Raw genomic sequence first — 24,420 nt, 5'->3', positions numbered from 1 at the left:
TGAAAAAGAACAGGGTGGCGGTATTTTTTCAAGTGGCCGGGGGGGCAACACCGGCCCGGCCGGAGGGGGTTGCACGTGCGCGTGCGTCGTCTGCCTATCCGGCGGCGGCCAGCTGCTTGGAGAACTCCAGAGCCTCTTCATAGACGCGCGCGCCCCGGCTCTCGGTGAGGTCCAAGGACGGGAGGACCGAGGGCTGGGCGATGCTGGGCAGCAGGTGGCGCAGCAGTGCGGAGACCCTGACCACGAGGTCCTCGTAGTCGCTGATCGCCTGCGACATCGACTGGATGCCGGCATAGGCGCCGACGATGACGTCGGCGGTCTCGCCCGCCTGGACTTGGGGGAGCAGCTCGCCTTGGGCCTGCGCGAGCTCCAGCTTCACCCGGACGCCGTCGACCCAGTCCTGCCAAGGGCCGCTTCGGTCGAGGTCGGCCGCCCGCTGGTCCATCGCCAGCCGTACGCTGGCCCGGACCATGGGATTGGTCTGCAACCGGTAGGTGTGGAGCGCGACCATGTCCACGATCTCCTGGAGCTTGGTCGTGCGGTCCGGGATGACGAGGTCCTGGTGCTGCGCGGTCAGCACGCCTTGCGCCAGCTCATCCTTCGACTGGAAGTGGAAGTACAGGGCCCCCTTGGTCACCCCGGCAGTGGAGAGGATCTCCGAGATCGTCGCTGTCTGGTAGCCGCGCTCCTGGAAGACCTTTGCCGCCGCCAGCAAGATGGCTCGACGCGTGCGGATGGCCCGTTCCTGCTCGGCCATGGTGCCCTCCACTTGGTTCACGAACCCTTGGAAAGGCTCTGTATACAAACCGTCTAGTTCGTATCTTACAGCGGACGCCCCCCGGGCCAACCAACACATGACAGACTCGGGCATGTCTTACCGGTGATTGGCTCTCCGATGGCCTCGTGGTCGGGCGTAGAGGTGCGATGGGCGTGAATCCGTCTCCTCGGCCGGGCCTGCGTCCTGCCCGGCCCGTCTGGTGGTCCATGCAGCGTCGGGGGCGAGCTCCGGGATCAGACGGCGTCCGGGGCCGCAGTCACGAGGGAGCTGAAGGTGAGCGCTCCGCCCTGGTAGCCCGTCACCCGCACTCTTTCTTCCCCTCCGGGGGTGGCGGGCCCGAGCCGGTGGGCCTCGATGAAGCAGGGCTCGTCCAGCTCGGTGTACTGCTTGTACTCGGTCGTGACGCCGAGCGGGATGAAGGAGGAACGGTTCAGCACGGCGGCCGCGCCCTGCCGGGCGGCCTCGAGCAGCAGCATGCCCGGGACGTGGTCGACCGGGTGGTCGAACAGCACGGGGTGGCGGGAGTTCAGCCGCAGCTGCCAGCGATTGCTGTGACCGATGGGGGAGAGCACCACGTCGGCCGGCGAGGTGCGCCCCACGCTCTGCGGCGCCATGGGAGCGGTCAGCGCCACCATGGGGTGGTCCGCGCGGAAGACGTGCTGGGGGCGGACCCGCCTGTAGACGGCCGGGCTGACGCAGGTGAAGGAGAGCCGCCCCGTGGCCACGATCAGTCCCTCGCGACGGACGACGGACTCGTACGTCATCCCCGACAGGTGGCCACCCCGTCGCTTCACGTCGAAGCACGTGATCTCGATGTCGAGGGAGGCGGGGGTCTGGCAAACCCTGAGGTGCTCCGGATAGACGGTGAGCCCGATCTCCCGGATCAGGAACTGATGGCCGAAAGGCACGCCGAACTCGGCGTGTGAGATAAGGGCTCCGGCCTGGCGGATCGTCTCGGCGGCCATGAGCGGGTCGTGGTACTCCCCGTCGATGGGGATGAAGAAGCTGTGGCTGCGCGGCCACTGCGCCTCCACCCGGAAACGGGCGTCGTCCTCCCGCTCCCAGCCGGTGAGCATGACCTCGGCCACGGCCGCCCGGTGCACCAGCTCCTTGGGCACGGTGGTCGTCAGGGTGGGATAGCGGAGGGCGGCCAGATCGGACCGTGACTCCGCCATGAATGCCGCCTGGTAAGCGGCGATTGCCGGGCGTTCGACGTGGAACGTGCTCGCAGACATTGCTCCCCCTGGGCTCCGCTGGCGAGTGATGGCTTGTATGCCCTCGGCTCGAAAGATACATACCAACCGGTTTAATTTCTAGCGGTACCAGAGCCTCCGCCTAGGGGTGGGTGGAACGATCTGCTTCTTGTTGGCAGTCCTCCCTGCTCAGAGGCCTGTGGCCACTTTCCGCCCGCTCTGGCCGCAGTCTCAGGATCCTCGCTTCTCCGCGTGTGTCCAGGGGGACGCGAGTGGTTCTCCAGTGCCTGTGTCGAGGGTGGCCGTGAACCGGCGCGCCCCTTGTCGGTCCGGAATGGGCCACGCATCCTGAGCAAAAACCGCATGAGCGGTTTGTTAGGGTGGGTGTACGGAGCAGCGGCCGCCTCGCGGGGGATGGTCTGGTGTGACTGTGAGGGCGGCGCCGGGGTGCCATCGCGATCAGCTCCCCCGGCCGCTCCGTGACAGCGCCCCCGGCCTGCCTGCCCTTCGGCCGGTGCGGCAACCCCTCGCAGTGACGGAGCAGTCGATGGTCAAACAGGAGCGCGCGGCGCGCACGCGTGAAAGCCTGATCCGGTCCGCGGCGCAGATCTTCGACCGGGAGGGTTTCTCGGTGGCGTCGCTCACCGGGATCAGTTCGCTGGCCGGGGTGAGCAACGGGGCGCTGCACTTCCACTTCGCGAGCAAGGCCGCGCTGGCGGACGCCGTCGAGGCGGCGGCGCTCACCCGGCTGCTGGCCGTCACGGACGCCGGGCCGGCGCCCGGGGCGGGCCGTGTGCAGCTCCTCGTCGACGTCACCTACGGGCTCGCCGCGGCGCTGCGCACCGATGTGGTGCTGCGGGCCGGATTCGAGCTGAGCGGGGAGCCGTCCCGTGTGTCGCAGTCCGATCTGCGCGTGCGCTGGCGGAGGTGGGTCGAGGATACGCTGGAACGGGCCGACGCCGAGGGCGAGTTGCACCCCGGTGTGGCGGCCCGGGACGTGGTGACCGCCGTGGTGGCGGCGACCGTGGGCTTCGAGGTGCTCGGCGCCCGGGACGCGGCGTGGCTCTCGGCGTCCACGGTCACCCGGTTCTGGCGGCTCCTGCTGCCGACGCTCGTACCCGCCCCCCTCCTCGTGGACCTCGATGCCGAGGGCATCCGCGAGTCGTAGGGGATGCCGCGCCAGTGCCCCGGCCCTTCCCGCACCCCGCGGAGGGCCGGGGCTTTCGTGTGCCGGCCCGGCCCTCCAGGTGGATACCTGATGGTCTGTTCTTGTCCGCCTCGGTCTGCTTTGGAGGGGGAGCGGAGCGTAGTCGAAGCGGGTCTCGCCGTCTCCGCTTGGGGTGAATGTGCAGGTCAGAGCGTTATGCGGGAGATCTTTAGGTGGGCGAAGAAATAAAAACAGCACGGTCGGTTTCGTATTGACAAACCGCCGGTCCTGTTTTTTACTGAGGTCGGCTCATCCACGGACAGGGGAGTACGCGTGGACATCGAAGTACTGGGAACACTGGCGGTTCGGGAGCAAGGAGTCTCCGTAACGCCGACAGCCCCCAAGCCGCGACAGGTGCTGGCGCTGCTCGCGCTCCATGCCGATCAGGTCGTCCCGGTGTCGGCTCTGATCGAGGAGCTGTGGGCGGGTGCACCGCCGCGCAGCGCACGCACCACACTGCAGACCTACGTGCTGCAGCTGCGGGCCCTCATCGCGAGCGCACTGGAGCAGGGCGCGGCCGCCACAGAAGGCGGCGAAGGTGCCGAGGGCGCCGCAGGCCGGCGCACAGCCAAGGACGTGCTCGTCACGCTGCCCGGCGGCTACCTGCTCAACAGCGGCGGCGGCACCAGCGACGTCCGCGAGTTCGACCGGCTCGCCGGCATCGGCTACCGGGCGATGGACGCGGGCGACTTCCCGGGCGCGGCCCGGCAGCTGCGCGAGGCGCTCGCCCTGTGGTCGGGGCCCGCCTTCGCCGACGTGCACGGCGGGATCCAGCTGGACATGGAGGCCCGGCGGCTCGAGGAGACCCGGCTCTGTGCGCTCGACCAGCGCATCGAGGCCGATCTGCGGCTCGGGCGACACCGCGAACTGCTCGCCGAGCTGACCGTGCTGGCCAGCCGGTACCGCACCCACGAGAACCTGCACGGCCAGTTCATGCTGGCCCTGCACCGCTCCGGCCGCCGGGGCGAGGCCCTCGACGTCTACCAGCGGCTGCGCGCCACCCTGGTGCGCGAACTCGGGCTCGAGCCGTCGGCCGCCCTGCGCCGGCTGCAGCGCTCGATCCTGATGGCCAGCCCCGAGAGTCCGGTGGCCACGGACACGAACAGCGAGCGACTCGTACGCGTGGGCTGAGATGGCCCTACGCGATACGAGGAACGCGGCCGCGATCGGCTCGCCGGGCCGGACGCGCGCCCGGACCACGGGCCGAGGAGGCAGCGCGATGCAGGACAGGTCGGAGCGGACCCGCAGGAAGCTCGTCCATGCGGGGGCCGAGATGTTCCACCGCAACGGCTATGCGAACGCGACACTCGGTGAGATCGCCGCGTTCGCCGGAGTGACCAAGGGGGCGCTGTACTTCCACTTCGCCTCCAAAGACGAACTGGCGGAGGCGGTCCAGCTGCGAGGCTGCGAGCTGCTGCACGCGTCGGTGCGCGAACTGCGCGCATCCGGCCTCTCTCCGCTCCAGACGCTGATCAACACGACGCACTGGCTCGCGCTCAACCTGCGCGAGGAGCCGGCGATCCCGGCCAGCTTCCGCATCACCAAGGAGTGCGCGGGACTGACCGCGCTCGCCACCGACTTCCACCGGATCTGGCTCGCAGAGGTCTGCGGACTGCTGCGCCAGGCCCGCGACGCGGGTGAACTCCGCGCCGAGGGCCGCTGGGAGAGCATCGAGTCGCTGGTCGCCGCGGCGAGCTGCGGGATCGAATCGCTGGCCGGCACCGGGATGCCGTACGCCGAGCTCCAGCGCCGGGTGGCCGGGGTGTGGTCGCTGCTGCTGCCCTGCCTGGTTCCCGAGGGCGCGGAGAAGAACTTCCGCGTCGGGATGCCGGGTACCGACCCCGCGCCCCGCCTCGTGGGCGACGCCCTGGACGCACCCACGGCCCGCCGGTCCCGGCCGGTGTTCTCGGGCAGCACCGCGTGACCGTGCGCCACCGACGACTTGGAGGAGCCTGCGATGACGAATGAACATCCTGCGGACGTACTGACGGACCTCATCGGCGTCCTCGGCGACGTGCTGCGGATCAAGCCCGAGAAGATCGACCCCGAGCAGACCTTCCAGTCCATGGGGCTCGACTCCCTGCTGGTCGTGGAGTTCGTCGCCGTCGTCAACACCCGGTACGGACTGCGGGTGCTGGCGACCGACCTGTACGACTTCCCGACACCGGCGTCCTTCGCACGCGAGGTCGCGCGGGCGGCGCGCAGCGCGGCCGCAGCGCCCGTGCCCGCCCCCGTCACCCGCGCCGTCTCCGCGGCGGCGGTCGCGGCCGCAGCCGCCGCCGTCCCGGCAGCTGCCCTTCCGGCGCCGGCCACGGGCCTCGAGCGGCAGGTGCCGGCGGCCGCCGCCGCGACCCGGATCGCGGAGGTGCTGCGGGAGCAGCTCGCGGGGATCCTGTGCTGCGACCCCTGGGACATCGACACCACCGCCGCGTTCAACGTGCTCGGTGTGGACTCCATCGTGGGCGCCGAGTTCATCGCGGTCGTCAACCGCACCTTCGGTCTCGAGGAGCGGTCGGTGCTGCTCTACGAGCACCCCAACCTCGCTGCCATGGCCGCATACATCGCGGCCCGCACCGGCGCGGCCGCGCAGGACCTCGCCCCTGCCCCGGCGGCCCTCGGGAGCCCCGCTCCCCACGCACAGGAGCCGGCGTTCCGCCCGGCCACCGGGCCGGCGTCCGCCGCCCCCGCCGGCACCACCGCCGCCGCTGCCCCTGCCGCACGGCCGCTGCCGGGCGGCGATCTCGACGTCCTGCTGGACGCGATCCGCGACGACCGGCTCACCGTGGACGAGGCACTCCTGCTGCTCGCCCGCCGCGGCTGAAGGAGCTCAAGCCCCCAGGGGATGTCCGGCGGACCAGGGCCCGGCCCGGCTCGTCCGGCACCGCGCCGTGCCGCGTCGTCGTCGCTCGCCGACGTCCCCCGGCCACCGCCGGCAGGCGCCCCGCCGCGTCGCCTCCTCCGCCTCGCCGTCCACGGCACCAGACGATCCGGCCCATCCGACCCGACGCGCCGGACACCCCCTAGAAGGAGCACGTCCAGATGGACGAGAAGGAAGTCCTGACCCGGTTCAAGAACGGCCATCTGGACCGGGCCCAGGTGGCCGCTCTGCTGACCGGCGCCGCCGGTGGCGCCACCGGTTCGGGACCCGTGGTCTTCACACTGCCGGACGCCTGGCCGGAGCAGGACGCCAAGGAGCAGTCCCCGGCCGCAGCACACCCGGCTCCCGGCCGCAGCGCGGAGTCCGCGCCCGCAGAGCCCGCCGAGCCCCTCGCGCCCGCCGGGCCGGGCGCCGAGCCGATCGCGGTGGTCGGGATGGCCGGCCGCTACCCGGGCGCCCCCGACCTCGCCTCCTTCTGGCGGCACGCGCGCGGCGGGCACGACAGTGCCTCCCGGCCGCCGGCCGGCCGGCCCGGCGACGAGCGGGGCCACTACCTGGAGCGCGTACAGGACTTCGACCCGGAGTTCTTCGGGATCGACGCGCACGAGGCCGCCCTGATCGACCCCCAGGAGCGGTTGTTCCTGGAGACCGCCTGGGAGGCCCTCGAGGACGCCGGCTGCACCGGCGGCCGCCTGGACGCCCTGACCGCGCGCGACGGGACGCCGCGCAGCGTCGGGGTGTTCACCGGCGCCGGCAGCGGTGACTACCTGCTGCTCGCGGCCCGGACGTGGACGTCCGAGCGGCCCCGCCCGATGCCCGCGGGCGGCCAGTGGAGCCTGCCCAACCGGCTCTCCGCCCTGCTCGGCCTGACCGGCCCCAGCCAGTCGGTCGACACCGCCGAGTCCTCCGTGCTCGTCGCCCTCCATCTCGCCGTCGCCGCCCTGCACCGCGGGGAATGTGCCGCCGCGCTCGTCGGCGGGGTCCGGCTGCTGCTGCACCCGTCCAGCCGGCTCCCCGGGGCGGGCGAAGGCGTCGGCGCGCTGCTGCTCAAGCCCCTGGCACGGGCCCTGGCCGACGGGGACAGCATCCACTGCGTGGTCCGCGGCAGCGCGGTCGGCCACACCGCCCCCGACCCTTCGGCAGCCGGCCCCGGCCGCAGGTCCCGGGCCGCCGACGCGCGCAAGGGAGCCGCCGCGCGTGCCGCAGCGGCCCTGCGCGAGTCCTGCGCCGATCTCGGTACGCAGCCCGCGGCCCCGGCGGACGCCCCCGCGCAGCGGGTGCTGCGCGAGGCCCTGCGCGTGGCCGGGATGGACGCGTCGGCCGTCGCCGTCCGCGAAAACGCCGGATCCGTACGCGCCCTCGTCGGCGACGCGGGCCCCGCGACCGGGGCCGCCGCCCTGACCCGGGCCGTGCTCCAGCTGCGCCACCGGATCCTGGCACCCGGCCCCGCCCGCGCCGAGGCAGAGCCCTGGGGGAGCGGGGAGGCCGGGGAGGTCGGGGAGGGCGCACCCCGCCGGATCTGCGTCGGCGTGCGGGGCGCCGGCGGCGCGGACGCGCAGGTGGTCCTCGAGGAGTACGTGCCCGCCCCGGCCGCCGGATCGGCGGCGGACCGGTCTCCCGCGGCCGACGAGCTGTTCGTGCTGTCCGCCCCCACGCCCGCCCATCTGGCCGCCACCGCACGGCGGTTCGCCGAGCTGCTCGGCGGACCGGGCCCGCTGCCCCCGCTCGGGGCGCTCGCCCGCGCCCTGCGCACCGGCCGGGCCGCCATGGACTGCCGGTTCGCGGCCGTCGTCGCCGACACCGGCGAACTGGTGCGGATCCTGGAGCGGTTCGTACGGGAGGGCGCTCCCTGCGCCGACCTGCGGGACGGCGGCGCCGACCCGCTGGGGCTGGGCGGCGTACCCGAGACGGACGGGTACCTCGCCGCGCTCTGGCAGGCCGGGCACCTGCACCAGCTCCGCGGCCTGTGGCTGTCCGGGCTCGACGTCGACTGGACCGCGCTCGAACCGGCCCACGGAGCAGCCACCGTGGCCGTACCGCTGCCCGCATCCGCATTCCTGCGCATACCGCTGTGGCTGGGCGGCGAGGAGGCTTCGGCATGACCACGCTGTCCTTCGACTTGGCGGGGCAGGGGGAGAACGAGCCGGCCCCGGTCAACCTGTGGTTCTGCCCCAACGAGGACCTCGCGCCCGGGATCGCCGCCACCCTGGCCTCGCACTGGCTGGACGAGAACGAACAGCAGGTGGCCGGCCGCTTCCTCTTCGAACGCGACCGCCGCCAGTACCTGGTCGCCCACGCCCTGGTGCGCCGGGTGCTGGCTCTGGAGACCGGCATCCCCGAGGCCGAGGCGATCATCTGGCGCTCCTCGCGCGGGCGGCCGTTCCTCCAGACGCCCGCCGGAGGTCTGCCGCGCGGCGCCGACACGCTGGACTTCAACCTCTCGCACGCCAACGCCTACAACCTGCTGGGCGTCTCCCGGGGCCTGCGCATCGGAGTCGACGTCGAGCGGCTCGACCGCGGTGAGCGCGGTCTGGAGAGCATCATCGCGACGTTCTCCCGCGAGGAGCAGGAGTGGATCGCCCGGGCCGCCCCCGGGCGGCCGCGCGACCGGCGCGTCCTGCGCCTGTGGACGCTGAAGGAGGCGTACTCCAAGGCCCGCGGGCTGGGACTCGGCCTGCCCTTCGACTCCTTCGTGTTCACCCTGGCCGAGGACCGGGGTGTCCTGTCCTTCCGGCCGCCCGCCGACGATGCGGCGGCGCGCTGGCGGTTCCTGGAGGTCGAGCCGGTGCCCGACGTGCTGGCGGCGGTTGCGGTCGAGGTCGACGACACCCGGCCGCCGGCCGTCCATCTTCACCACGGATTCCCGTGGGGGCGCGCCGCGCCCCGCCGCCTGGTCCTGCCGGAGCCCGCCGGAGTATGACGGACCCGCGGTCCGCCGTGCCGCATCGGGTGGCCGCAAACGATTTCCTTGGAAATCCGCTCGACATTCGATCGAGACGGGTGGAGGAAAGCGAACCGGAGTTCGTAATGCGACGGGAAATCAAGGGAAAGTCGAGCGGGGCGGCGGTGCGGAGACCGAGAATTCATATTTCCGGATCTTCGTAGAAAGAGGTGGCCCGTGGACGCCAAGAGCGCCGTCATCGAGGTGGCCGAGGGCGTCCACGCGTACGTCCAGCCCGAGGGCGGCTGGTGCCTGAACAACGCCGGCATCCTCACCGACGGCGGCCACAGCGCGCTCGTCGACACCGCCGCCACCGAGAACCGGGCCCGGCAGCTGCGCCGGGCCGCGCTGCGCCTGGCACCGCGGCCGCCGCGCGCCGTGGTCAACACGCACTTCCACGGCGACCACACCTACGGCAACTTCGTCTTCCCCGAAGCCCTGACCATCGGCCACGAGCGGACCCGGGCCATGGTCCGGGCGGCAGGGCTGCACATGGCCGGGCTGTGGCCGGACGTCTGCTGGGGCGACATCGAGGTCACCCCGCCCGAGCTGACCTTCCAGGACCGCACGACGCTCCACGTGGGCGACATCCGGGCCGAGCTCGTGCACATCGGCCCGGCGGCCCACACCACCGACGACACGATCGTCTGGCTGCCCGACCAGGGCGTGCTGTTCACCGGCGACCTCGTGATGAACGGGGTCACGCCGTTCTGCGTCATGGGGTCCGTGGCGGGCTCCCTGCGCGCGCTGGACCGGCTGCGCGCACTGGGCGCCACCACGGTCGTGCCCGGCCACGGCCCGGTCGGCGGCCCCGAGCTGCTCGACGCCAACGAGGCCTACCTGCGCTGGATCCAGCGCCTGGCCCGGGAGGGCGCCGCGGCCGGCGCGACCCCGCTCGAGCTGGCCCGCGCCACCGACCTCGGCCCCTACGCCGACCTGCTGGACACCGAGCGCCTGCTGCCCAACCTCCACCGCGGATACGCCGAGGAGCAGGGCCTGCCCGAAGGATCGCCGCTGGACGTCGGCGCCCTGTTCCAGGAGATGACCATGTACCACGGCCGCCCCTCGCAGTGCCTCGCCTGAGCCGGCGCGAAGACCCCCTGCCGCAGATGCCGGCAGGGGGTCTTCGCGCGCTCGCGTCTTCGCGTACGGGTGCCCGCGAGGGTCAGACGAGCTGCCCGCCCGGCACCGGCACGGCGGCCAGCAGGTTGAAGCGCCTGATCAGCTCCTCCTGCTCCCGGCTGAGCGACTCGATCCGGTCGCCGAGACGGGCGATTTCACGGCCGAGTTCGAGCAGGGCCGCATGCGGATCCGGCGAGGCGGCCGGGGCGCGCGGGGTGAACGGGACCGCCGGGGCGAGCAGGCCGGACGGGCTGGACGGGATGGGCGGGATGGGCAGGGCGAGCGGGACGGGCGGTGTCGGCCTCGGGACCGCGAGGGACGGCGAGTGGTGCAGGATCGCCTCCATCCGCTCGCGCAGGGCCGGGCCGGGCTCGACGCCGAGCTCGTCCACCAGTCGCCGGCGGGCCCGCTCGTAGACGCCCAGCGCCTCCGTCTGCCGGCCGCACCGGTACAGCGCCAGCATGTGGAGGTCGTAGAGCCGCTCGCGCATGGGGTGGCTGGCCGTCAGCCGCTCCAGCTCCCGGGTGACCTCGGCGTGCCGCCCGCTGCGCAGGTTCGCGTCGTGCAGCGTCTCCAGCGTGGTCAGCCGGAGTTCTTCCAGCCGGTCCGCCTCCACCGTGCAGATGGGCCCCTGCGTACTGCCCTCGAGCGCCGGTCCGCGCCACAGGGCGAGGGCCCCGCGCAGCAGTTCGGCCGCGTGCACGGGGTCGGAGCCGAGCGCCGCCCGGCCCTCGGCGGACAGCCGGTGGAAGCGCTGGGCGTCGGCGGTGGCCCGGCCCGGGCGCAGCAGGTAGCCCATCGAACGGGTCGCGATCCACTCGTGGCCGTCCCCGTCCGCAGCGCCACCCTGCAGCAGCCGGCGCAGCCGGGCCACATGGGCCTGGAGCGCGTTGGCCGCGCTCACGGGCGGGCGGTCGCCCCACAGCTCGTGGATGAGCCGCTCGGCGGACAGCACGTGGCCCGCCCGCACCACCAGGGCGCCCAGCAGCGCCCGCTGCTTGGAGCCGGAGGGCACGATGCACGCCCCCGTGCGCCGGTCGAACACCTCGACCGGGCCCAGGATGCGGAAGTCCACCCCGGCGTCGCCGGGTACGTCCCGGGTGCCGTGTGCGCCGAAATCCATGGTGCCTCCTCCCGGCGATCTCGCGGGATCTGCGGAAAGACACGAAGACCGGCGGCCGTAAGCAAATGCGCCGGTTTTAATCCCCTGAGCGGAATCTACCACTGTGTTTTCAACCTGCAACCGTCCTTGACGGAGGGCGGCTTGACACCTGCTCAAGAATTCGGGGGCACGGCACTGGATCCCGCTAGCGTGCCGGAGTCGAGGGCTGAAAATCGATGAGAACTCGACAAAATAACGGAGGAGACCGTGCAGATTCAGGTTCTGGGTCCGTTGAGTGCCGAGGTCAACGGGGGCTCGATTGTTCCGACGGCCGGTAAGCCGCGCCAGATCCTGGCGCTGCTCGCGCTCTACCCGGGGCGGGTGATGCCCGTACAGACCCTCATGGAGGAGATCTGGGGCACCGAGCTCCCGCAGAGCGCGCTCACCACACTGCAGACGTACATCCTGCAGCTGCGCAGGAGGCTGGGCACCGCCATGGGCCCGGGGGTCCCGGGCAGCGCGAAGGACGTGCTCGCGACGCGGCACGGCGGCTACTTGCTGCAGATCCCGCCGGACGCGGTCGACGTCCACGAGTACGAGACGCTCGTGGCCGGCGGGCAGAACGCGTACGAGGAGGGCGACGACGAGCGCGCGGCCGACATGCTGCGCAGGGCGCTCGGACTGTGGAACGGTCCGGCGCTGGTCGACGTACGGGTGGGGCCGATCCTCGAGATCGAGGTCATGCGCCTCGAGGAGAGCCGGCTCGTGACCGTCGAGCGGCGCATCGACGCGGACCTGCGCCTGGGCCGCCACGTCGAGGTCATCGCCGAGCTGACCGAACTGATCGCCCGCCATCCGCAGCACGAGGGCCTGCACTCGCAGGCCATGGTCGCGCTGTACCGGTCCGGCCGCCAGGCCACGGCCCTGGACGTCTACCGCAGGCTGCGCAACCGCCTGATAGACGAACTGGGCGTGGAGCCGTCCCCGCAGCTGCAGCGCCTGCACCAGGCGATGCTGACGGTGGATCCGGCGCTGGACGTGGTGGCGGGTCCGCGCCGCGGATCGACGTTCGACCTGTACGCCGCCTAGCCGCCCGCCCGGCGGGGGAGCCGACGCGGGCCGCCGCCCGCCGGCTCCTCGCCCGGCCGCCGGCGGACCGCGCCGCGTTCCTCGACCCTGCACACCGATTCGAGCCGGTCTCCAGCGCGGTCGGTGAGGGTCGAGGTCTACGTGGTTCGGTTCCTGGGAGGTGGCTGTGGGAGACAGGCAGGCCGTACGGCTGCACTGCTTCGCACATGCGGGGGCCGGAGTGTCCTCGTTCTACCGGTGGGACAAGCTCGCCGGCAGCGGGGTGAAGACCACGTCCTGGCTGCTGCCCGGACGTGACGAGCGGCGCCGTGAGATCCGGCTGACCGGCCGCGAAGAGCTCCTGGCCGACCTCAAGCCGCTGTTCGAGCAGATCGCCGACGAGCCCGGCGCCCCCTACATCCTCTACGGGCACAGCCTCGGCGCGACGGTCGCCCTCACGGTCGCCCACGTCGCGCTGGAACAAGGGCTGCCGATGCCCGCACTGCTGGCCGTCGGGGCCAGCCCGCCGCCGGACACCCCGGCCGTCTTCGCGGACTCCGCGGAACTGCCCGAGGCGGAACTGCTGCGGGTCCTGGACCGGTTCGACGCGCTGCCGCCCGGCGTGCAGCCCGGGGACATCTGGTTCCGGTCGGTCTTCCCCGTGCTCCGCGCCGATCTCCGGCTCGCCCGCAACCTGCGCGCCGCCGCCATCGAGCCGACCACGCCCGGGCCCGTGCCCGTACCGCTGCTCGCGGTCACCGGTCACCAGGACCCCCTCGTCGGCGCCGAGGCCGCCGAGGGCTGGCGCCGATGGACCACCGGACGGTTCGTCCAGCGGACCGTGCCCGGCGACCACTTCTTCGTACGGGGCGGCGAACTGCCCCGGATGCTCGGCCGGGCCGCCCGCATCGTGCAGCGCGGCCACCGCGACCAGACAGGACAGGGGGAAGGGCGATGAGACGAGTCGTCATCACGGGCATCGGGGTCGTGGCCCCGGGCCGCCCGGGCACCAAGGAATTCTGGTCGCTGCTGACCGACGGCCGTACGGCCACCCGTGCCATCACCCTCTTCGACGCCTCCGCGTTCCGCTCACGGATCGCCGCCGAGGCCGACTTCGACCCGCAGGAGTCCGGGCTCACCGCCGAGCAGTCCGGGCGCCTGGACCGCGCCGCCCAGTTCGCCGTCGTCAGCGCCCGCGAGGCCCTCGCGGACAGCGGCCTGGCCGGCTCGTACGACACGACGCGCACCGGGGTCACCCTCGGCAGCGCGCTGGGCTGCACCACCAGCCTCGACGCCGAGTACGGGGTCGTCAGCGAGCAGGGCAGCCGCACGCTCGTCGACCACACCAAGGCCGTGCCCCACCTGTACGACCACTTCGTCCCCAGCTCGATGGCCGCCGAGGTGGCCCGGACCGTCGGCGCCCAGGGGCCCGTGGCGCTGGTCTCCACCGGCTGCACCTCCGGTCTCGACGCGATCGGGCACGCCGTCGACCTCGTCCGCGAGGGCAGCGCCGACGTGATGGTCACCGGCGCGGCCGAGGCGCCCATCACGCCGATCACCGCCGCCTGCTTCGACGCCATCCGCGCCACCTCCACGCGCAACGACGAGCCGGAGACCGCGTCCCGGCCCTTCGACCGCACCCGCAACGGGTTCGTCCTGGGGGAGGGCTCGGCGGTCCTCGTCATCGAGGAGTACGAGCACGCCCGCAGCCGCGGCGCGCACATCTACGCCGAGATCTCCGGCTTCGCCTCGCGCAGCAACGCGTACCACATGACCGGACTGCGGCCCGACGGAGCCGAGATGGCCGCAGCCATCACGGCCGCGCTCGACGAGGCACAGCTGCTGCCCGAGCACATCGACTACATCAACGCGCACGGCTCCGGCACCAAGCAGAACGACAAGCACGAGACCGAGGCCTTCAAGCTCAGTCTGGGACAGCGCGCGTACGAGGTCCCCGTCAGCTCCATCAAGTCGATGGTCGGGCACTCGCTCGGCGCGATCGGGGCCCTCGAAGTGGCCGCCTGCGCCCTCGCCATCGAGCACGACACCGTCCCGCCGACGGCGAACCTGCACGAGCCCGACCCGGCCTGCGACCTCGACTACACCCCGCTGACCGCCCGCCGGCAGCGCACCGACGCCGTCCTGACCGTCGGCAGCGGATTCGGCGGGTTCCAGAGCGCGATGATCCTGACCAGCCCGAACCTGAAGGCGGACCGATGAACACCGCTGTCGCCGCCCCTGCCCCCGCCCGGGCCACTCCCGCCGCCGCGGGCTCCCGCACCGCGGCCCCCGTCGTCACCGGCATCGGTGTCGCCGCGCCCAACGGGCTGGGCACCGAGGCCTGGTGGTCCGCCGTCCTGCGCGGCGAATCGGGCATCCGCCCGGTCAGCCGCTTCGACGCGAGCGGCTATCCGGCGAAGCTCGCCGGGGAGGTGCCCGGATTCGTCGACGCCGACCACGTCTCCAGCCGGCTGCTGCCGCAGACCGACCGCGTCACCCGGCTCTCGCTCGCCGCGGCCAAGGAGGCGCTCGACGACGCCGGGGCCGACCCCGCGCAGCTGCCCGACTACGCCGCGGGCGTGGTCACCGCCAACTCCTTCGGCGGCTTCGACTTCGGCCAGCAGGAGCTCCAGGCACTGTGGAGCAAGGGCGGCCAGCACGTCTCGGCGTACCAGTCCTTCGCCTGGTTCTACGCCGTCAACAGCGGCCAGATCTCCATCCGGCACGGCCTGCGCGGAGCCTCCGGAGTGATCGTCTCCGAGCAGGCCGGCGGCCTCGACGCCCTGGCCCACGCCCGCCGCCAGATCCGCAAGGGCGCCGAGCTCGTCGTCAGCGGCGGCCTCGACTCCGCGCTGTGCTCCTGGGGCTGGGCCGCCCACCTGGCCGGCGGGGGGCTCACCGACCGGGAGGACCCGGCCCGCGCCTACCTGCCGTTCGCCGAGGACGCGAGCGGCCACGTCGCGGGCGAGGGCGGCGCGCTCCTCGTCCTCGAGGGCGCCGAGGAGGCCCGCCGCCGCGGCGCCCGCGTCTACGGGAGCATCGCCGGGCACGCCGCCACCTTCGACGCCGACGGGACCTCCCGCCTCGGCGCGGCCGCAGAGCTCGCCCTCGCCGATGCGGGCGTGCACCCCGACGAGGTCGACGTCGTCTTCGCCGACGCGGCGGGCGAGCGCAACGCCGACCGTGCCGAAGCCGCGGCGATCACCGCACTGTTCGGCCCGCGCGGGGTGCCCGTCACCGCACCCAAGTCGATGACCGGGCGGCTCGCCGCCGGCGGCTCGGCCCTCGACGTGGCCGCAGCCCTGCTCGCCCTGCGCGACCAGGTGATCCCGCCCACCACCGGGACCGAGCTGCCGGCCGACGACTGCCCGCTGAACCTGGTCACCGGAGCGGCCAGCCCCGCCCTGGGGATGCCGCTGCGGACCGCGCTCGTACTGGCCCGCGGCCACGGCGGCTTCAACTCCGCCGTCGTCGTCCGCGCCGCGGACGCCTGACCCGCACCCACCCCACCTCACATCACCCACCGGAACAGAGGAAGAGCATGGAACGTCTGGAACTCGACGACCTGAAGCGCATCCTGCGCGAGTGCGCGGGCGAGGACGAGGGTGTCGACCTCGACGGCGACGTCCTGGACCTGAGCTGGTTCGAGCTGGGCTACGACTCGCTCGCCGTCCTGCAGACCACCGGATACATCGAGCGCGAGTACGACGTCCTGCTCGACGAGGAGGCCCTCGACGACGCGGACACCCCGCGCCGCTACCTCGCCATGGTCAACGAGATGCTGGCAGCCCGGGCCGCGGTCTGAACCGGTGGGTGAGGAGCTCGACACCGACGTCTGCGTCATCGGCGCCGGACCCGCCGGGCTCGCGCTGACGCTGATGCTGCTGCGTTCCGGCGTCCGCGTGACGCTCGTCGAGCGTTCCACCGGGTTGCGCCGCGACTTCCACGGCGAGCTCCTGCAGCCCGGCGGCCAGCGCGTCCTGGACGAGCTCGGCATCCTCGCCGGAGCCGCGGCCCGCGGCGCGGCGAGCCTGCGCGGCGTCCAGGTCCTGGAGCGCGAGCAGGTGCTGCTCGACATCGACTACGGGCGCCTGCCCGCCCCGTACGACCACCTGCTCGCCCTCCCGCAGGCGCACGTGCTGCAGGAACTCCTGGCGGCATGCCGCAGGCTGCCCGGTTTCACCGTTCTCGAGGGGCACCGGATCGCCGCGCTCCTGGAGAAGCGTCCCGGCAGCCCCTGCGAGGGAGCCGTCGTGCACGGCCCCGACCGGGCGCCGGTCACCGTGCGGGCCGCCGTGGTCGTCGGCGCCGACGGCCGGTTCTCCAAGACCCGCGCCCTCGCGGGCATCGACGCGGGGCGCACCACGTCCTTCGTCCACGACGTGGTGCGGTTCTCGCTGCACGCACCGCGCCGGGCCACCGGGCGCGTACGGGTGCACCGCGCGCCGGACAGCGCCGTCCTGGTCCACGACACCCACCCCGACCGGATCAGCGTGGTCTGGGCCCTGCCGCCGGGCCGGGCCCGCACCGCCGGTCGCGGGATCGGGGACATCCGGCGGGAGCTGGCCGGGATCCTGCCGCAGTTCGCCGACCTGCTGCACGCACAGCTCGGCTCCATGGCCGACCTGACCGTGCTCGACGTGTCCGCCTCGCACGCCCGGGAGTGGGTGCGCGACGGACTCGTCCTCCTCGGCGACAGCGCGCACACGCACGGGCCGATCGGCGCCCAGGGCATCAACCTGGCCCTCCAGGACGCCGCCGCGCTGCACCCCGTACTCGTCGCCGCGCTGCACGCGGGGGAGCCCACCGCCCGGCGGCTCGAGGCCTATCAGCGGCGGCGGTCCCCGGCGGCCTCCGCCGTGCACCGGATGCAGGTCGTGCAGACCCGGGCGCTGTCCGGCGGGGGGCCGCCGGCCGCCGCGCTGCTGAGGGCCCGCGCGGCGGGGATCGTCACCCGCACCCCGATCGGCGCGAGGATCACCCGGAGGTTCGCGCACGGGCGCGACCCGGCCGGGGTCCGCACCGACCTGTTCACCGCCCTGCCCGACCGGCACGTCCGCGGTTGAGCGGACGTGCGGCCCGGCCGGGCCGTCACGCGAGGTCGTCGCGGGTGACCAGGCGGTGGGAGACCTGCCAGGGGCCGGACGAGCGGACGAGCACGTCCTCCATCACGCACACCCGGTGCACCTTCGACTCGCCGCCGCGCGGGGTCAGGTACACCAGGGCGTAGCTGCGGGTGTGCAGCGATCCGTCCGGCTGCGGCTGCACGTCGAGCATGCCCAGCCAGTGCCGGAACTTCTCACCGCTGGTGGAGTGGAGTTCCGCGTTGCGCCGGACGTTCGAGGCGAGGGCCGCGCGGCCGACCACCGGCGCCGGCAGCGTCGGCACGTCGAAGACGGCGTCCTCGGTGAACGTCCGCGCCCACGGCTCGGCCTCGAAGGAGTCGAAGAGCTGCATCTGACGGGAGTAGAACTGCTGGACCTCCGCGTACAGCAGGCCGAACTCCCGCCCCTGGGGCGGGCGGGGGGACGCCTCGGTGGCGATCGTCGCGGTCATCGCGGGACTCCGTTCTTCGGTTCCCGACAGCTTCTGCGGCGCAGATCGAGCATTCTTCGAAGACTCCTCAAGCGTTCCTGCCCAGGCTGGGCCGACAGGGTCTAGGGGTGCCACCGCAGCCGCGGCCGCCCCTTCGGGAGCCAGGAGGACAGCACCATGCCGAGATTCGTGTACCCGGAACTCCCGCTGGACGGCCTGCTGCGCCGGGCGGCGGTCCGCGACCCCGCAGGCCTGGCGATCCGGACCGCGACCAGGACCGGCATGACGACCACCGTGACCTTCGCCGAACTCGACGGCCAGGCCGACCGCTTCGCCTCCTACCTGGAGCACACCTGCGGCCGCCGGGGCGCGCGGATCGGCGTCTCCAACGTCCTCGACCCCGTCTTCGCCGCCGCCTACTACGGGACGGTGCGCAGCGGGAACACGGTCGTGCTGGTCAACCCGCTGATCAAGGAGACGGGCCTGGTCCACGTGCTGCGGACGGCCGCCGTGGAAGTGGCGTTCGTGCCGGCCGCCACGGCCGAGCTGCTGATCAAACTGGGCGACCAGCTGCCGGACCTGCGCTCCGTCGTGGTGACGGACGCGCCCGACGGGATCGTCCCCGGCGACGCCCTGCCGCTGGCCGCGGCACTGGACTCGGCACCGGAGCGGACGGCCCTGCCCGGAGTCGTCGACCTCGACGGCGACGCGTGCATCCAGTTCACCACCGGCACCACCGGCCGCCCCAAGGGCGTCCGGCTCACCCACCGCAACCTGGTGGCGAACGCCGCCCAGATCGCCGTGGCGCACGACCTCGGCAGCGACTCGGTCACCCTCAACCACCTGCCGCTCTACCACACCATGCACCTCAACTCGGGGATCTACGCGGGCGCCTGCCAGGTGCTGTGCACCGACCCCGACCCGGTCGCCTCCCTCGCCGTCGCGGCGCAGGCGGAGGCCACCCACTACTACGGGCTGCCCGCCCGCCTCCACGTGCTGGCCCAGGACGGGCGGCTCACCGACGACTTCCCGGCCGGGCGCCGCCTCACCGCCGTCCTCTCCGGCGGCACCGCCCTGTCCCCCACCGCCGCCCGCGCGCTGCGCGAGAGCCTGGGCGTGCCCGTCATCCAGGGCTACGGGCTGGCCGAACTCTCCCCGCTCTCCCACTCCCAGGACCCGCACCACCCCAAGAGCGGCTCCGTGGGTCCCGCCGTACCGGGCACCGAATGCCGCATCGTCCACACCGGCACGCGCACCCCGCTCGAGGTCTACGCCACCGGCGAGGTGCAGGTCCGCGGGCCCCAGCTGATGGCCGGCTACCTCGACGACAGCGCGCCCTCGCCGATCGACGAGGACGGCTGGTTCTCCACCGGGGACGTCGGCTACCGCAACGAGGACGGCGAACTGTTCCTGGTGGACCGCCTCGGCGACGTCTTCAAGTACGACAACGAACTCGTCTCGCCCACCGCCGTCGAACGGGTCATCGGCGCCGACCCGCGCGTCGCCGAGTGCATCGTGGCGGGCTGGCCCGACCCGGTCCACGGCGCGGTCGTCTGGGCCGGCATCGTGCTGCGCGACCCGACCGCCCCCGGCCTCCTCGACGTCATCGACTCCGTCGTGGAGCGCGCCAACGGCAGCCTGAACTGGTTCGAGCAGATCCGCCGCGTCGAAGTGATCGACGCCGTGCCGCGCAACCACGTCGGCAAGCCCGAGCGGCGCTCCCTGCGCCACAGCCTGCGCAGCCGGGCCGAGGCGGAGACGGCGGCGTGAGACCGCCGCGCCCGCACGGCCCGCGCACCACTTCCCGTACGACCAGAGGAGCGACCACTGTGGCGACCAACGCCGGTACATCCCCCGCGGCCGGGTCCCCCCGCGTGCTCGTGGTGGGGGCGGGCCCCGTGGGCCTGACCGCCGCCCATGAACTGGCCCGCCGAGGACTGCGCGTGCGCGTCGTGGACGGCGCCCCCGGTCCGGCCCCCACCAGCCGTGCGGTGGCCGTCCACCCGCGCACGCTCGAGACGTTCGACCAGATGGGCCTCGTGGACGGGCTGCTCGCCCGGGGCCGCAAGAACCGGGCCTTCACGATGTTCGCGCGCGGCCGGCGCCTGGTACGCCTCGAGGCGGACTACCGCTCGATGCCCACCCGGTTCCCGTACACCCTCGTCATCGGGCAGACCGAGACGGAGGAAGTGCTCCGCGAGGCCGTCGCACGGCTCGGCGTCCGGGTCGAATGGGGCGTGCGCCTGACCTCCCTCGAGCAGGACCGGGACACCGTACGCGCCCGCCTCGAGCACGCCGACGGCTCCACCGAGGAGTACGAGGTGCCCTGGCTGGTCGGCTGCGACGGCGGCCACAGCACGGTGCGCAAGCAGCTCGGCCTCCCGCTGCTCGGCGAGTCCAGCGAGACCTGGGCCCTGGCCGACGCGGCCGTCTCCCTCGACCTGCCGCCCGACACCATCTACTGGGCCCACACCGGCAGCCAGGCCATGATGATGGTCCCGTACCAGCGCGAGGGGTACTGGCGACTGCTCGACACCGCCCCCGCCGGCCGGTCGGAGACCCCGCGCGAGGCCGCGCAGCGCTTCTCGGAGAAGCTCAGCACCGGGCTCGGCCGCCCGGTACAGGTCGGCGAACCCGACTGGACCTCCGTCTTCACCTTCCAGCAGCGCATGGTGCCCCGCATGCACGACGGCCGCTGCTTCGTGGCCGGCGACGCCGCCCACGTGCACAGCCCCGCCTCCGGACAGGGCATGAACACCGGCATCCAGGAGGCCTACAACCTCGCCTGGAAGCTCGCCATGGCCGCCCTGGGGCAGGCGGGCCGGGAACTGCTGGCCACGTACGGGCAGGAGCGCGTCCCGATCGGCAAGAAGCTCCTGGGCTCCGTCCGCAAGGCCACCTTCCTGGTCCAGTTCAAGAACACCCTGGCCGGCGTGGGGCTGCCCGTCGCCTTCACCTTCGTACGCAACATCGGGCCGCTGCGCCGGGCCATCCAGCGCAAGGTGCTCGGCGGCATGTCCGGGCTGCTGCTGTCCTACCCCGAGTCCCCGCTGACCACGGCCGACCCGCTGATGGCGGTGCCCGCGGGCTCGCGTGCCGCCGCTGCGGCCGGGCGGCACCCCGACGACCCCGGCTCCCGGGCGCTGCGCGCCGAACTGCGCGACACCCGCTGGTCCCTGGTGTGGGCGGCGCAGGAGGAGCCCGGCGAGGCGGGACGGGTCGCGGCGGCCGCCGCGGCCGCACACGGCACGTGGCTGTCCGTACGGACCGCGGGCGACGGCCTCGGCGGCGGGCCCGCCCCGCTGCCCGACCCGAACGGGCTGCTGCGGCGCTCGCTGGACCTCGGGCCCGGCAGCTGGGTGCTGATCCGGCCCGACGGCTACATCGCCGCGAGCGGCACGGAGCTGACCCGGCGCGGGCTCGCGCGGGCCCTCGCGCCGCTGGGTGCGGCCGCCGCGCTGCCCGACGTGATCCGCGAAGCGGTCCGCGCACCCCGCCCGTCCGCGCCGCCGGCGGCGGCCGCGACCCCCGCCGACCGCGCCTCCGTACCGCTCCTCGACCCTGCTTCCAGCGCGTCTCCAGAGCTCCGCGACACGGTCGAGACCTCACCACGGGTACTGGAGGGGACACGTTGAGCACACCGACAACACCGTCAGCGCAGCCGCACGCGGCGCCGGAGAAGCCGGTCGCCCTGGTCACCGGCGGCACGAGCGGCATCGGCCTGGCCGTCGTACGCGACCTGGCCCGGCGCGGGCACCGGGTGTTCCTGTGCGCGCGGACCGCGGAAACCGTCGAGCAGACCGTCAAGGAGCTGCGCGCCGAGGGCCTGGAGGTCTCGGGCCTGGCCGCCGACGTCCGCTCCCGCGAGGCGATCGCGGAACTGGTGGCCGCCGCCGTGGCCGAGTTCGGCCCGATCTCCGTCCTGGTCAACAACGCCGGGCGCAGCGGCGGCGGTCCGACCGCCGACATCAGCGACGAGCTCTGGTACGACGTCATCGACACCAACCTGAACAGCGTCTTCCTGCTGACCCGGGAGGTGCTCAAGCACGGCGGCCTGGCCGGGGCTTCCTACGGCCGGATCATCAACATCGCCTCCACGGCGGGCAAGCAGGGCGTCCTGCTGGGCGCCCCGTACTCGGCCTCCAAGCACGCCGTCGTCGGCTTCACCAAGGCCCTCGGCAAGGAGCTCGCCCCGGCCGGGATCACGGTCAACGCGGTGTGCCCCGGCTACGTGGAGACGCCGATGGCGCAGCGCGTGCGGGCCGGCTACGCGGCGGCCTGGGACACCACGACCGAGGACGTGCAGGAGCAGTTCGAGGCGAAGATCCCGCTGGGGCGCTACGCGACGCCGGAGGAGGTGGCGGCCATGGTCGGCTACCTGACCACGGACCTCGCCGCGTCCGTCACCGCGCAGGCGCTGAACGTCTGCGGCGGACTGGGGAACTTCTGATGGCGGCCGAGCGCGTGCACCGTACCGTGCACGAGACCGAGGTGGCCGCCCCCGCGGGCGTGGTCTACGGAATGATCGCGGACGCCGTGCAGTGGCCGCTGTACTTCCCGCCCAACGTGCACGTGGAGCGCCTGGCGTTCGACGGCGTACAGGAGCGGCTGCGGATGTGGGCGACGGCGAACGGCCAGGTCAAGTCCTGGACCTCGCGCCGGGTGCTCGACGCGGCAGCGCGGCGCATCGAGTTCCGGCAGGAGATCCCCGCAGCCCCGCTGTCGGCGATGACCGGCACCTGGATCGTGGAGTCGCTGGGCGCCGACCGCTCGAAGCTGACGCTGCTGCACGACTTCTCGGTCGAGGGCGACCGGGCGCAGGACGTGGAGTGGGTCGAGCGCGCCACCGACACCAACAGCCGTGCGGAGCTCGCGAACCTGGCGCAGCTGGGCGAGCGCTGGGGCAAGCTCGACGAACTCGTGATGTCCTTCGAGGACCGCGTCGACGTGGACGCCCCGCCGGAGCTGGTCTACGCGTTCCTGGAGCGGGCCGAGCAGTGGCCGGAGCTGCTGCCGCACGTCTCGCGGCTGGAGCTCACCGAGCCCGACCAGCTGCCCGGCGTCCAGATCATGGCCATGGACACGCTCACCGCCGACGGGTCCGCGCACACCACCGAATCGGTGCGGGTGTGCTTCCCGGCGGCCGGCCGCATCGTCTACAAGCAGACCCGCACCCCGGCGCTGATGTCGGCCCACACCGGCGTGTGGACGGTCACCGGCGGCGCGTACGGCTCGACGGTCACCTCGCAGCACGGCGTCGTGCTGCGCGAGGAGGCCATCACCCAGGTGCTGGGCCCCTCCGCCGACCTCGCGGCCGCCCGCAGGTACGTCCGCCAGGCGCTGGGCCGCAACAGCACCGCGACCATGACGTACGCCAAGCAGCACGCGGAGTCGGCGCTCGCGAGCTAGGGGGTGTCGTGTCCGCAGGGAGCGTCGCGGCCGTCCGGACCTGATCCACCGGACACCGCCCGGGGCTCCAGGCCGTCTCGAGCCGTACTCCGGCGGTCGCGGACAGACTCTGGACCAAGTGTGAGGGAAGGGTGTGGCGATGTCTGTCCAGCAAGTGCACCGGACGTCCTATGCCGTGGATGTGAACGCGCCCGCAGGCGTGGTCTACGGTCTGATCGCGGACACGACGCAGTGGCCGCTGTTCATCCCGCCCAGCATCCACGTCGAGCGGCTCGACTTCGACGGCTCCCAGGACCGCTTCCACATGTGGGTCACCGCGAACGGGAGCGTCAGGTCCTGGCTCTCGCGCCGCACCCTGGACGCGCCCCGGCTGCGGATCGACTTCCGCCAGGAGGTCCCCGCCGCCCCCGTCATCGCGATGGGCGGCAGCTGGATCGTGGAGCCGCGGGGCGCCGACCGTTCGCGGCTGACGCTGCTCCACGACTTCGCGGTGGCCGGCGACCGGCCCGCGGACGTCGACTGGACCAAGGCGGCCACCGACACCAACAGCCGCGCCGAGCTGGCGCAGCTGAAGGAGGCCGCGGAGCACTGGACCCGGCTCGACGGCCTGCTGCTGTCCTTCGAGGACTCCGTACGCATCGACGGACCGGCCGACCTGGTCTACCAGTTCCTCTACGGGGTCGCCGACTGGCCGGAACGCGTCCCGCACGTCTCCCGCGTCGCCGTCACCGAGGACGAGCCCGGCGTCCAGCTGCTGAGCATGGACACCGTGACGTCCGACGGATCCGTGCACACCACGGAGTCCGTCCGGGTCTGCTTCCCGCACGCGGGCCGCATCGTCTACAAGCAGACCGTGACCCCGGCCCTGATGACCGCGCACACCGGCGAGTGGTCGCTGATCCCCGACGAGACCGGGGTCACCGCGGTCTCCCAGCACAGCGTGCTGCTGCGGGAGGAGGCCGTCGAGCGGGTCCTCGGCCCCGGCGCGGACCTCGCACAGGCCAGGACGTACGTACGCGAGGCGCTCGGCCGCAACAGCACCGCCACCCTCAACCTCGCCAAGCGGTACGCGCAGACCGCCATCCGCAGGCTCTAGGCCGTCTCTTCCGGATCTTGCCTGACCCGCGCCGCCCGGCACCGCACCTCGCCGCGTTGTCGGGGCGCCCGAGTACGTCCAGTACTCGGGC

Annotated in this window: 22 protein-coding genes; 18 read left to right on the top strand and 4 right to left on the bottom strand. The window is 73.1% G+C overall.

Annotated elements, in window-relative coordinates:
• Positions 1-94: 94 nt before the first annotated feature.
• Together ACFYXK_RS30905 and ACFYXK_RS30900 are read right to left on the bottom strand one after the other, a co-directional pair.
• Entirely contained in the window at positions 95-757 is a 663-nt protein-coding gene (locus ACFYXK_RS30905; RefSeq protein WP_389414138.1) for a ScbR family autoregulator-binding transcription factor, read from the bottom strand.
• A 254-nt stretch (positions 758-1,011) separates the two neighbouring features.
• Positions 1,012-1,953, bottom strand: coding sequence for a ScbA/BarX family gamma-butyrolactone biosynthesis protein (locus ACFYXK_RS30900; protein ID WP_389414137.1), 942 nt, complete (start codon positions 1,951-1,953; stop codon positions 1,012-1,014).
• 532 nt (positions 1,954-2,485) lie between these two features.
• On the opposite strand from ACFYXK_RS30900, the gene ACFYXK_RS30895 reads away from it, so the two are divergent.
• The 7 genes from ACFYXK_RS30895 (at position 2,486) to ACFYXK_RS30865 (ending at position 10,080) form a co-directional block, all read left to right on the top strand.
• On the top strand, positions 2,486-3,139 hold the full coding sequence (locus ACFYXK_RS30895) for a ScbR family autoregulator-binding transcription factor (RefSeq protein WP_389414136.1): 654 nt from the start codon (positions 2,486-2,488) through the stop codon (positions 3,137-3,139).
• A gap of 312 nt (positions 3,140-3,451) precedes the next feature.
• Positions 3,452-4,309, top strand: a complete 858-nt coding sequence (locus tag ACFYXK_RS30890) for a BTAD domain-containing putative transcriptional regulator (protein WP_389414135.1) — start codon at positions 3,452-3,454, stop codon at positions 4,307-4,309.
• 88 nt (positions 4,310-4,397) lie between these two features.
• Positions 4,398-5,102, top strand: a complete 705-nt coding sequence (locus tag ACFYXK_RS30885) for a ScbR family autoregulator-binding transcription factor (RefSeq protein ID WP_389414134.1) — start codon at positions 4,398-4,400, stop codon at positions 5,100-5,102.
• Positions 5,103-5,135: 33 nt separating this feature from the next.
• On the top strand, positions 5,136-5,999 hold the full coding sequence (locus ACFYXK_RS30880) for a phosphopantetheine-binding protein (protein WP_389414133.1): 864 nt from the start codon (positions 5,136-5,138) through the stop codon (positions 5,997-5,999).
• 218 nt (positions 6,000-6,217) lie between these two features.
• Complete coding sequence (locus ACFYXK_RS30875; RefSeq protein ID WP_389414132.1) at positions 6,218-8,158, top strand: beta-ketoacyl synthase N-terminal-like domain-containing protein; 1,941 nt, start codon at positions 6,218-6,220, stop codon at positions 8,156-8,158.
• The gene (locus ACFYXK_RS30870; RefSeq protein WP_389414131.1) at positions 8,155-8,976 is read left to right on the top strand and encodes a 4'-phosphopantetheinyl transferase family protein; all 822 of its coding nucleotides are present in this window, start codon (positions 8,155-8,157) and stop codon (positions 8,974-8,976) included. The genes ACFYXK_RS30875 and ACFYXK_RS30870 overlap by 4 nt, the downstream gene beginning before the upstream one ends.
• Before the next feature lie 198 nt (positions 8,977-9,174).
• On the top strand, positions 9,175-10,080 hold the full coding sequence (locus ACFYXK_RS30865) for an MBL fold metallo-hydrolase (protein WP_389414130.1): 906 nt from the start codon (positions 9,175-9,177) through the stop codon (positions 10,078-10,080).
• An 82-nt stretch (positions 10,081-10,162) separates the two neighbouring features.
• Here the strand turns inward: ACFYXK_RS30865 and ACFYXK_RS30860 are convergent, their stop codons facing one another.
• Complete coding sequence (locus ACFYXK_RS30860) at positions 10,163-11,242, bottom strand: BTAD domain-containing putative transcriptional regulator (RefSeq protein ID WP_389414129.1); 1,080 nt, start codon at positions 11,240-11,242, stop codon at positions 10,163-10,165.
• 246 nt (positions 11,243-11,488) lie between these two features.
• Between ACFYXK_RS30860 and ACFYXK_RS30855 the strand changes: the two genes are divergently transcribed.
• The 6 genes from ACFYXK_RS30855 to ACFYXK_RS30830 all read left to right on the top strand — a co-directional run bounded on the left by ACFYXK_RS30855 (position 11,489) and on the right by ACFYXK_RS30830 (position 17,355).
• Positions 11,489-12,310, top strand: coding sequence for an AfsR/SARP family transcriptional regulator (locus ACFYXK_RS30855; protein WP_266674249.1), 822 nt, complete (start codon positions 11,489-11,491; stop codon positions 12,308-12,310).
• A 166-nt stretch (positions 12,311-12,476) separates the two neighbouring features.
• The gene (locus ACFYXK_RS30850; RefSeq protein WP_389414128.1) at positions 12,477-13,247 is read left to right on the top strand and encodes a thioesterase II family protein; all 771 of its coding nucleotides are present in this window, start codon (positions 12,477-12,479) and stop codon (positions 13,245-13,247) included.
• Positions 13,244-14,509, top strand: coding sequence for a beta-ketoacyl-[acyl-carrier-protein] synthase family protein (locus tag ACFYXK_RS30845; RefSeq protein WP_389414127.1), 1,266 nt, complete (start codon positions 13,244-13,246; stop codon positions 14,507-14,509). Before ACFYXK_RS30850 ends, ACFYXK_RS30845 begins: the two co-directional genes overlap by 4 nt.
• Positions 14,506-15,783: a ketosynthase chain-length factor gene (locus ACFYXK_RS30840; RefSeq protein ID WP_389414126.1), complete on the top strand. Its 1,278-nt coding sequence runs from the start codon at positions 14,506-14,508 to the stop codon at positions 15,781-15,783. The genes ACFYXK_RS30845 and ACFYXK_RS30840 overlap by 4 nt, the downstream gene beginning before the upstream one ends.
• A gap of 47 nt (positions 15,784-15,830) precedes the next feature.
• The gene (locus tag ACFYXK_RS30835) at positions 15,831-16,094 is read left to right on the top strand and encodes an acyl carrier protein (protein WP_389414125.1); all 264 of its coding nucleotides are present in this window, start codon (positions 15,831-15,833) and stop codon (positions 16,092-16,094) included.
• 4 nt (positions 16,095-16,098) lie between these two features.
• The gene (locus ACFYXK_RS30830; protein ID WP_389414124.1) at positions 16,099-17,355 is read left to right on the top strand and encodes an FAD-dependent monooxygenase; all 1,257 of its coding nucleotides are present in this window, start codon (positions 16,099-16,101) and stop codon (positions 17,353-17,355) included.
• A gap of 25 nt (positions 17,356-17,380) precedes the next feature.
• On the opposite strand, the gene ACFYXK_RS30825 is transcribed toward ACFYXK_RS30830, so the two are convergent.
• Complete coding sequence (locus ACFYXK_RS30825; RefSeq protein ID WP_389414123.1) at positions 17,381-17,845, bottom strand: nuclear transport factor 2 family protein; 465 nt, start codon at positions 17,843-17,845, stop codon at positions 17,381-17,383.
• A 156-nt stretch (positions 17,846-18,001) separates the two neighbouring features.
• Between ACFYXK_RS30825 and ACFYXK_RS30820 the strand changes: the two genes are divergently transcribed.
• The 5 genes from ACFYXK_RS30820 to ACFYXK_RS30800 all read left to right on the top strand — a co-directional run bounded on the left by ACFYXK_RS30820 (position 18,002) and on the right by ACFYXK_RS30800 (position 24,329).
• Positions 18,002-19,594, top strand: a complete 1,593-nt coding sequence (locus ACFYXK_RS30820) for a class I adenylate-forming enzyme family protein (RefSeq protein ID WP_389414122.1) — start codon at positions 18,002-18,004, stop codon at positions 19,592-19,594.
• 59 nt (positions 19,595-19,653) lie between these two features.
• Positions 19,654-21,459: an FAD-dependent oxidoreductase gene (locus tag ACFYXK_RS30815; RefSeq protein WP_389414121.1), complete on the top strand. Its 1,806-nt coding sequence runs from the start codon at positions 19,654-19,656 to the stop codon at positions 21,457-21,459.
• A complete protein-coding gene (gene fabG, locus ACFYXK_RS30810; protein WP_389414120.1) occupies positions 21,456-22,274 on the top strand; it encodes a 3-oxoacyl-ACP reductase FabG in 819 nt (272 codons plus the stop codon). Before ACFYXK_RS30815 ends, fabG begins: the two co-directional genes overlap by 4 nt.
• Positions 22,274-23,233 (top strand): aromatase/cyclase, encoded by a 960-nt coding sequence (locus tag ACFYXK_RS30805; protein ID WP_389414119.1) that lies wholly within the window; start codon positions 22,274-22,276, stop codon positions 23,231-23,233. The genes fabG and ACFYXK_RS30805 overlap by 1 nt, the downstream gene beginning before the upstream one ends.
• 139 nt (positions 23,234-23,372) lie before the next feature.
• Positions 23,373-24,329: an aromatase/cyclase gene (locus ACFYXK_RS30800; RefSeq protein ID WP_389414118.1), complete on the top strand. Its 957-nt coding sequence runs from the start codon at positions 23,373-23,375 to the stop codon at positions 24,327-24,329.
• The last annotated feature ends 91 nt before the right edge of the window (positions 24,330-24,420 follow it).

This window comes from Streptomyces sp. NPDC002209 (assembly GCF_042890265.1).
GTDB lineage: Bacteria > Actinomycetota > Actinomycetes > Streptomycetales > Streptomycetaceae > Streptomyces.
This window is presented reverse-complemented; position numbering and strand designations above follow the sequence as displayed.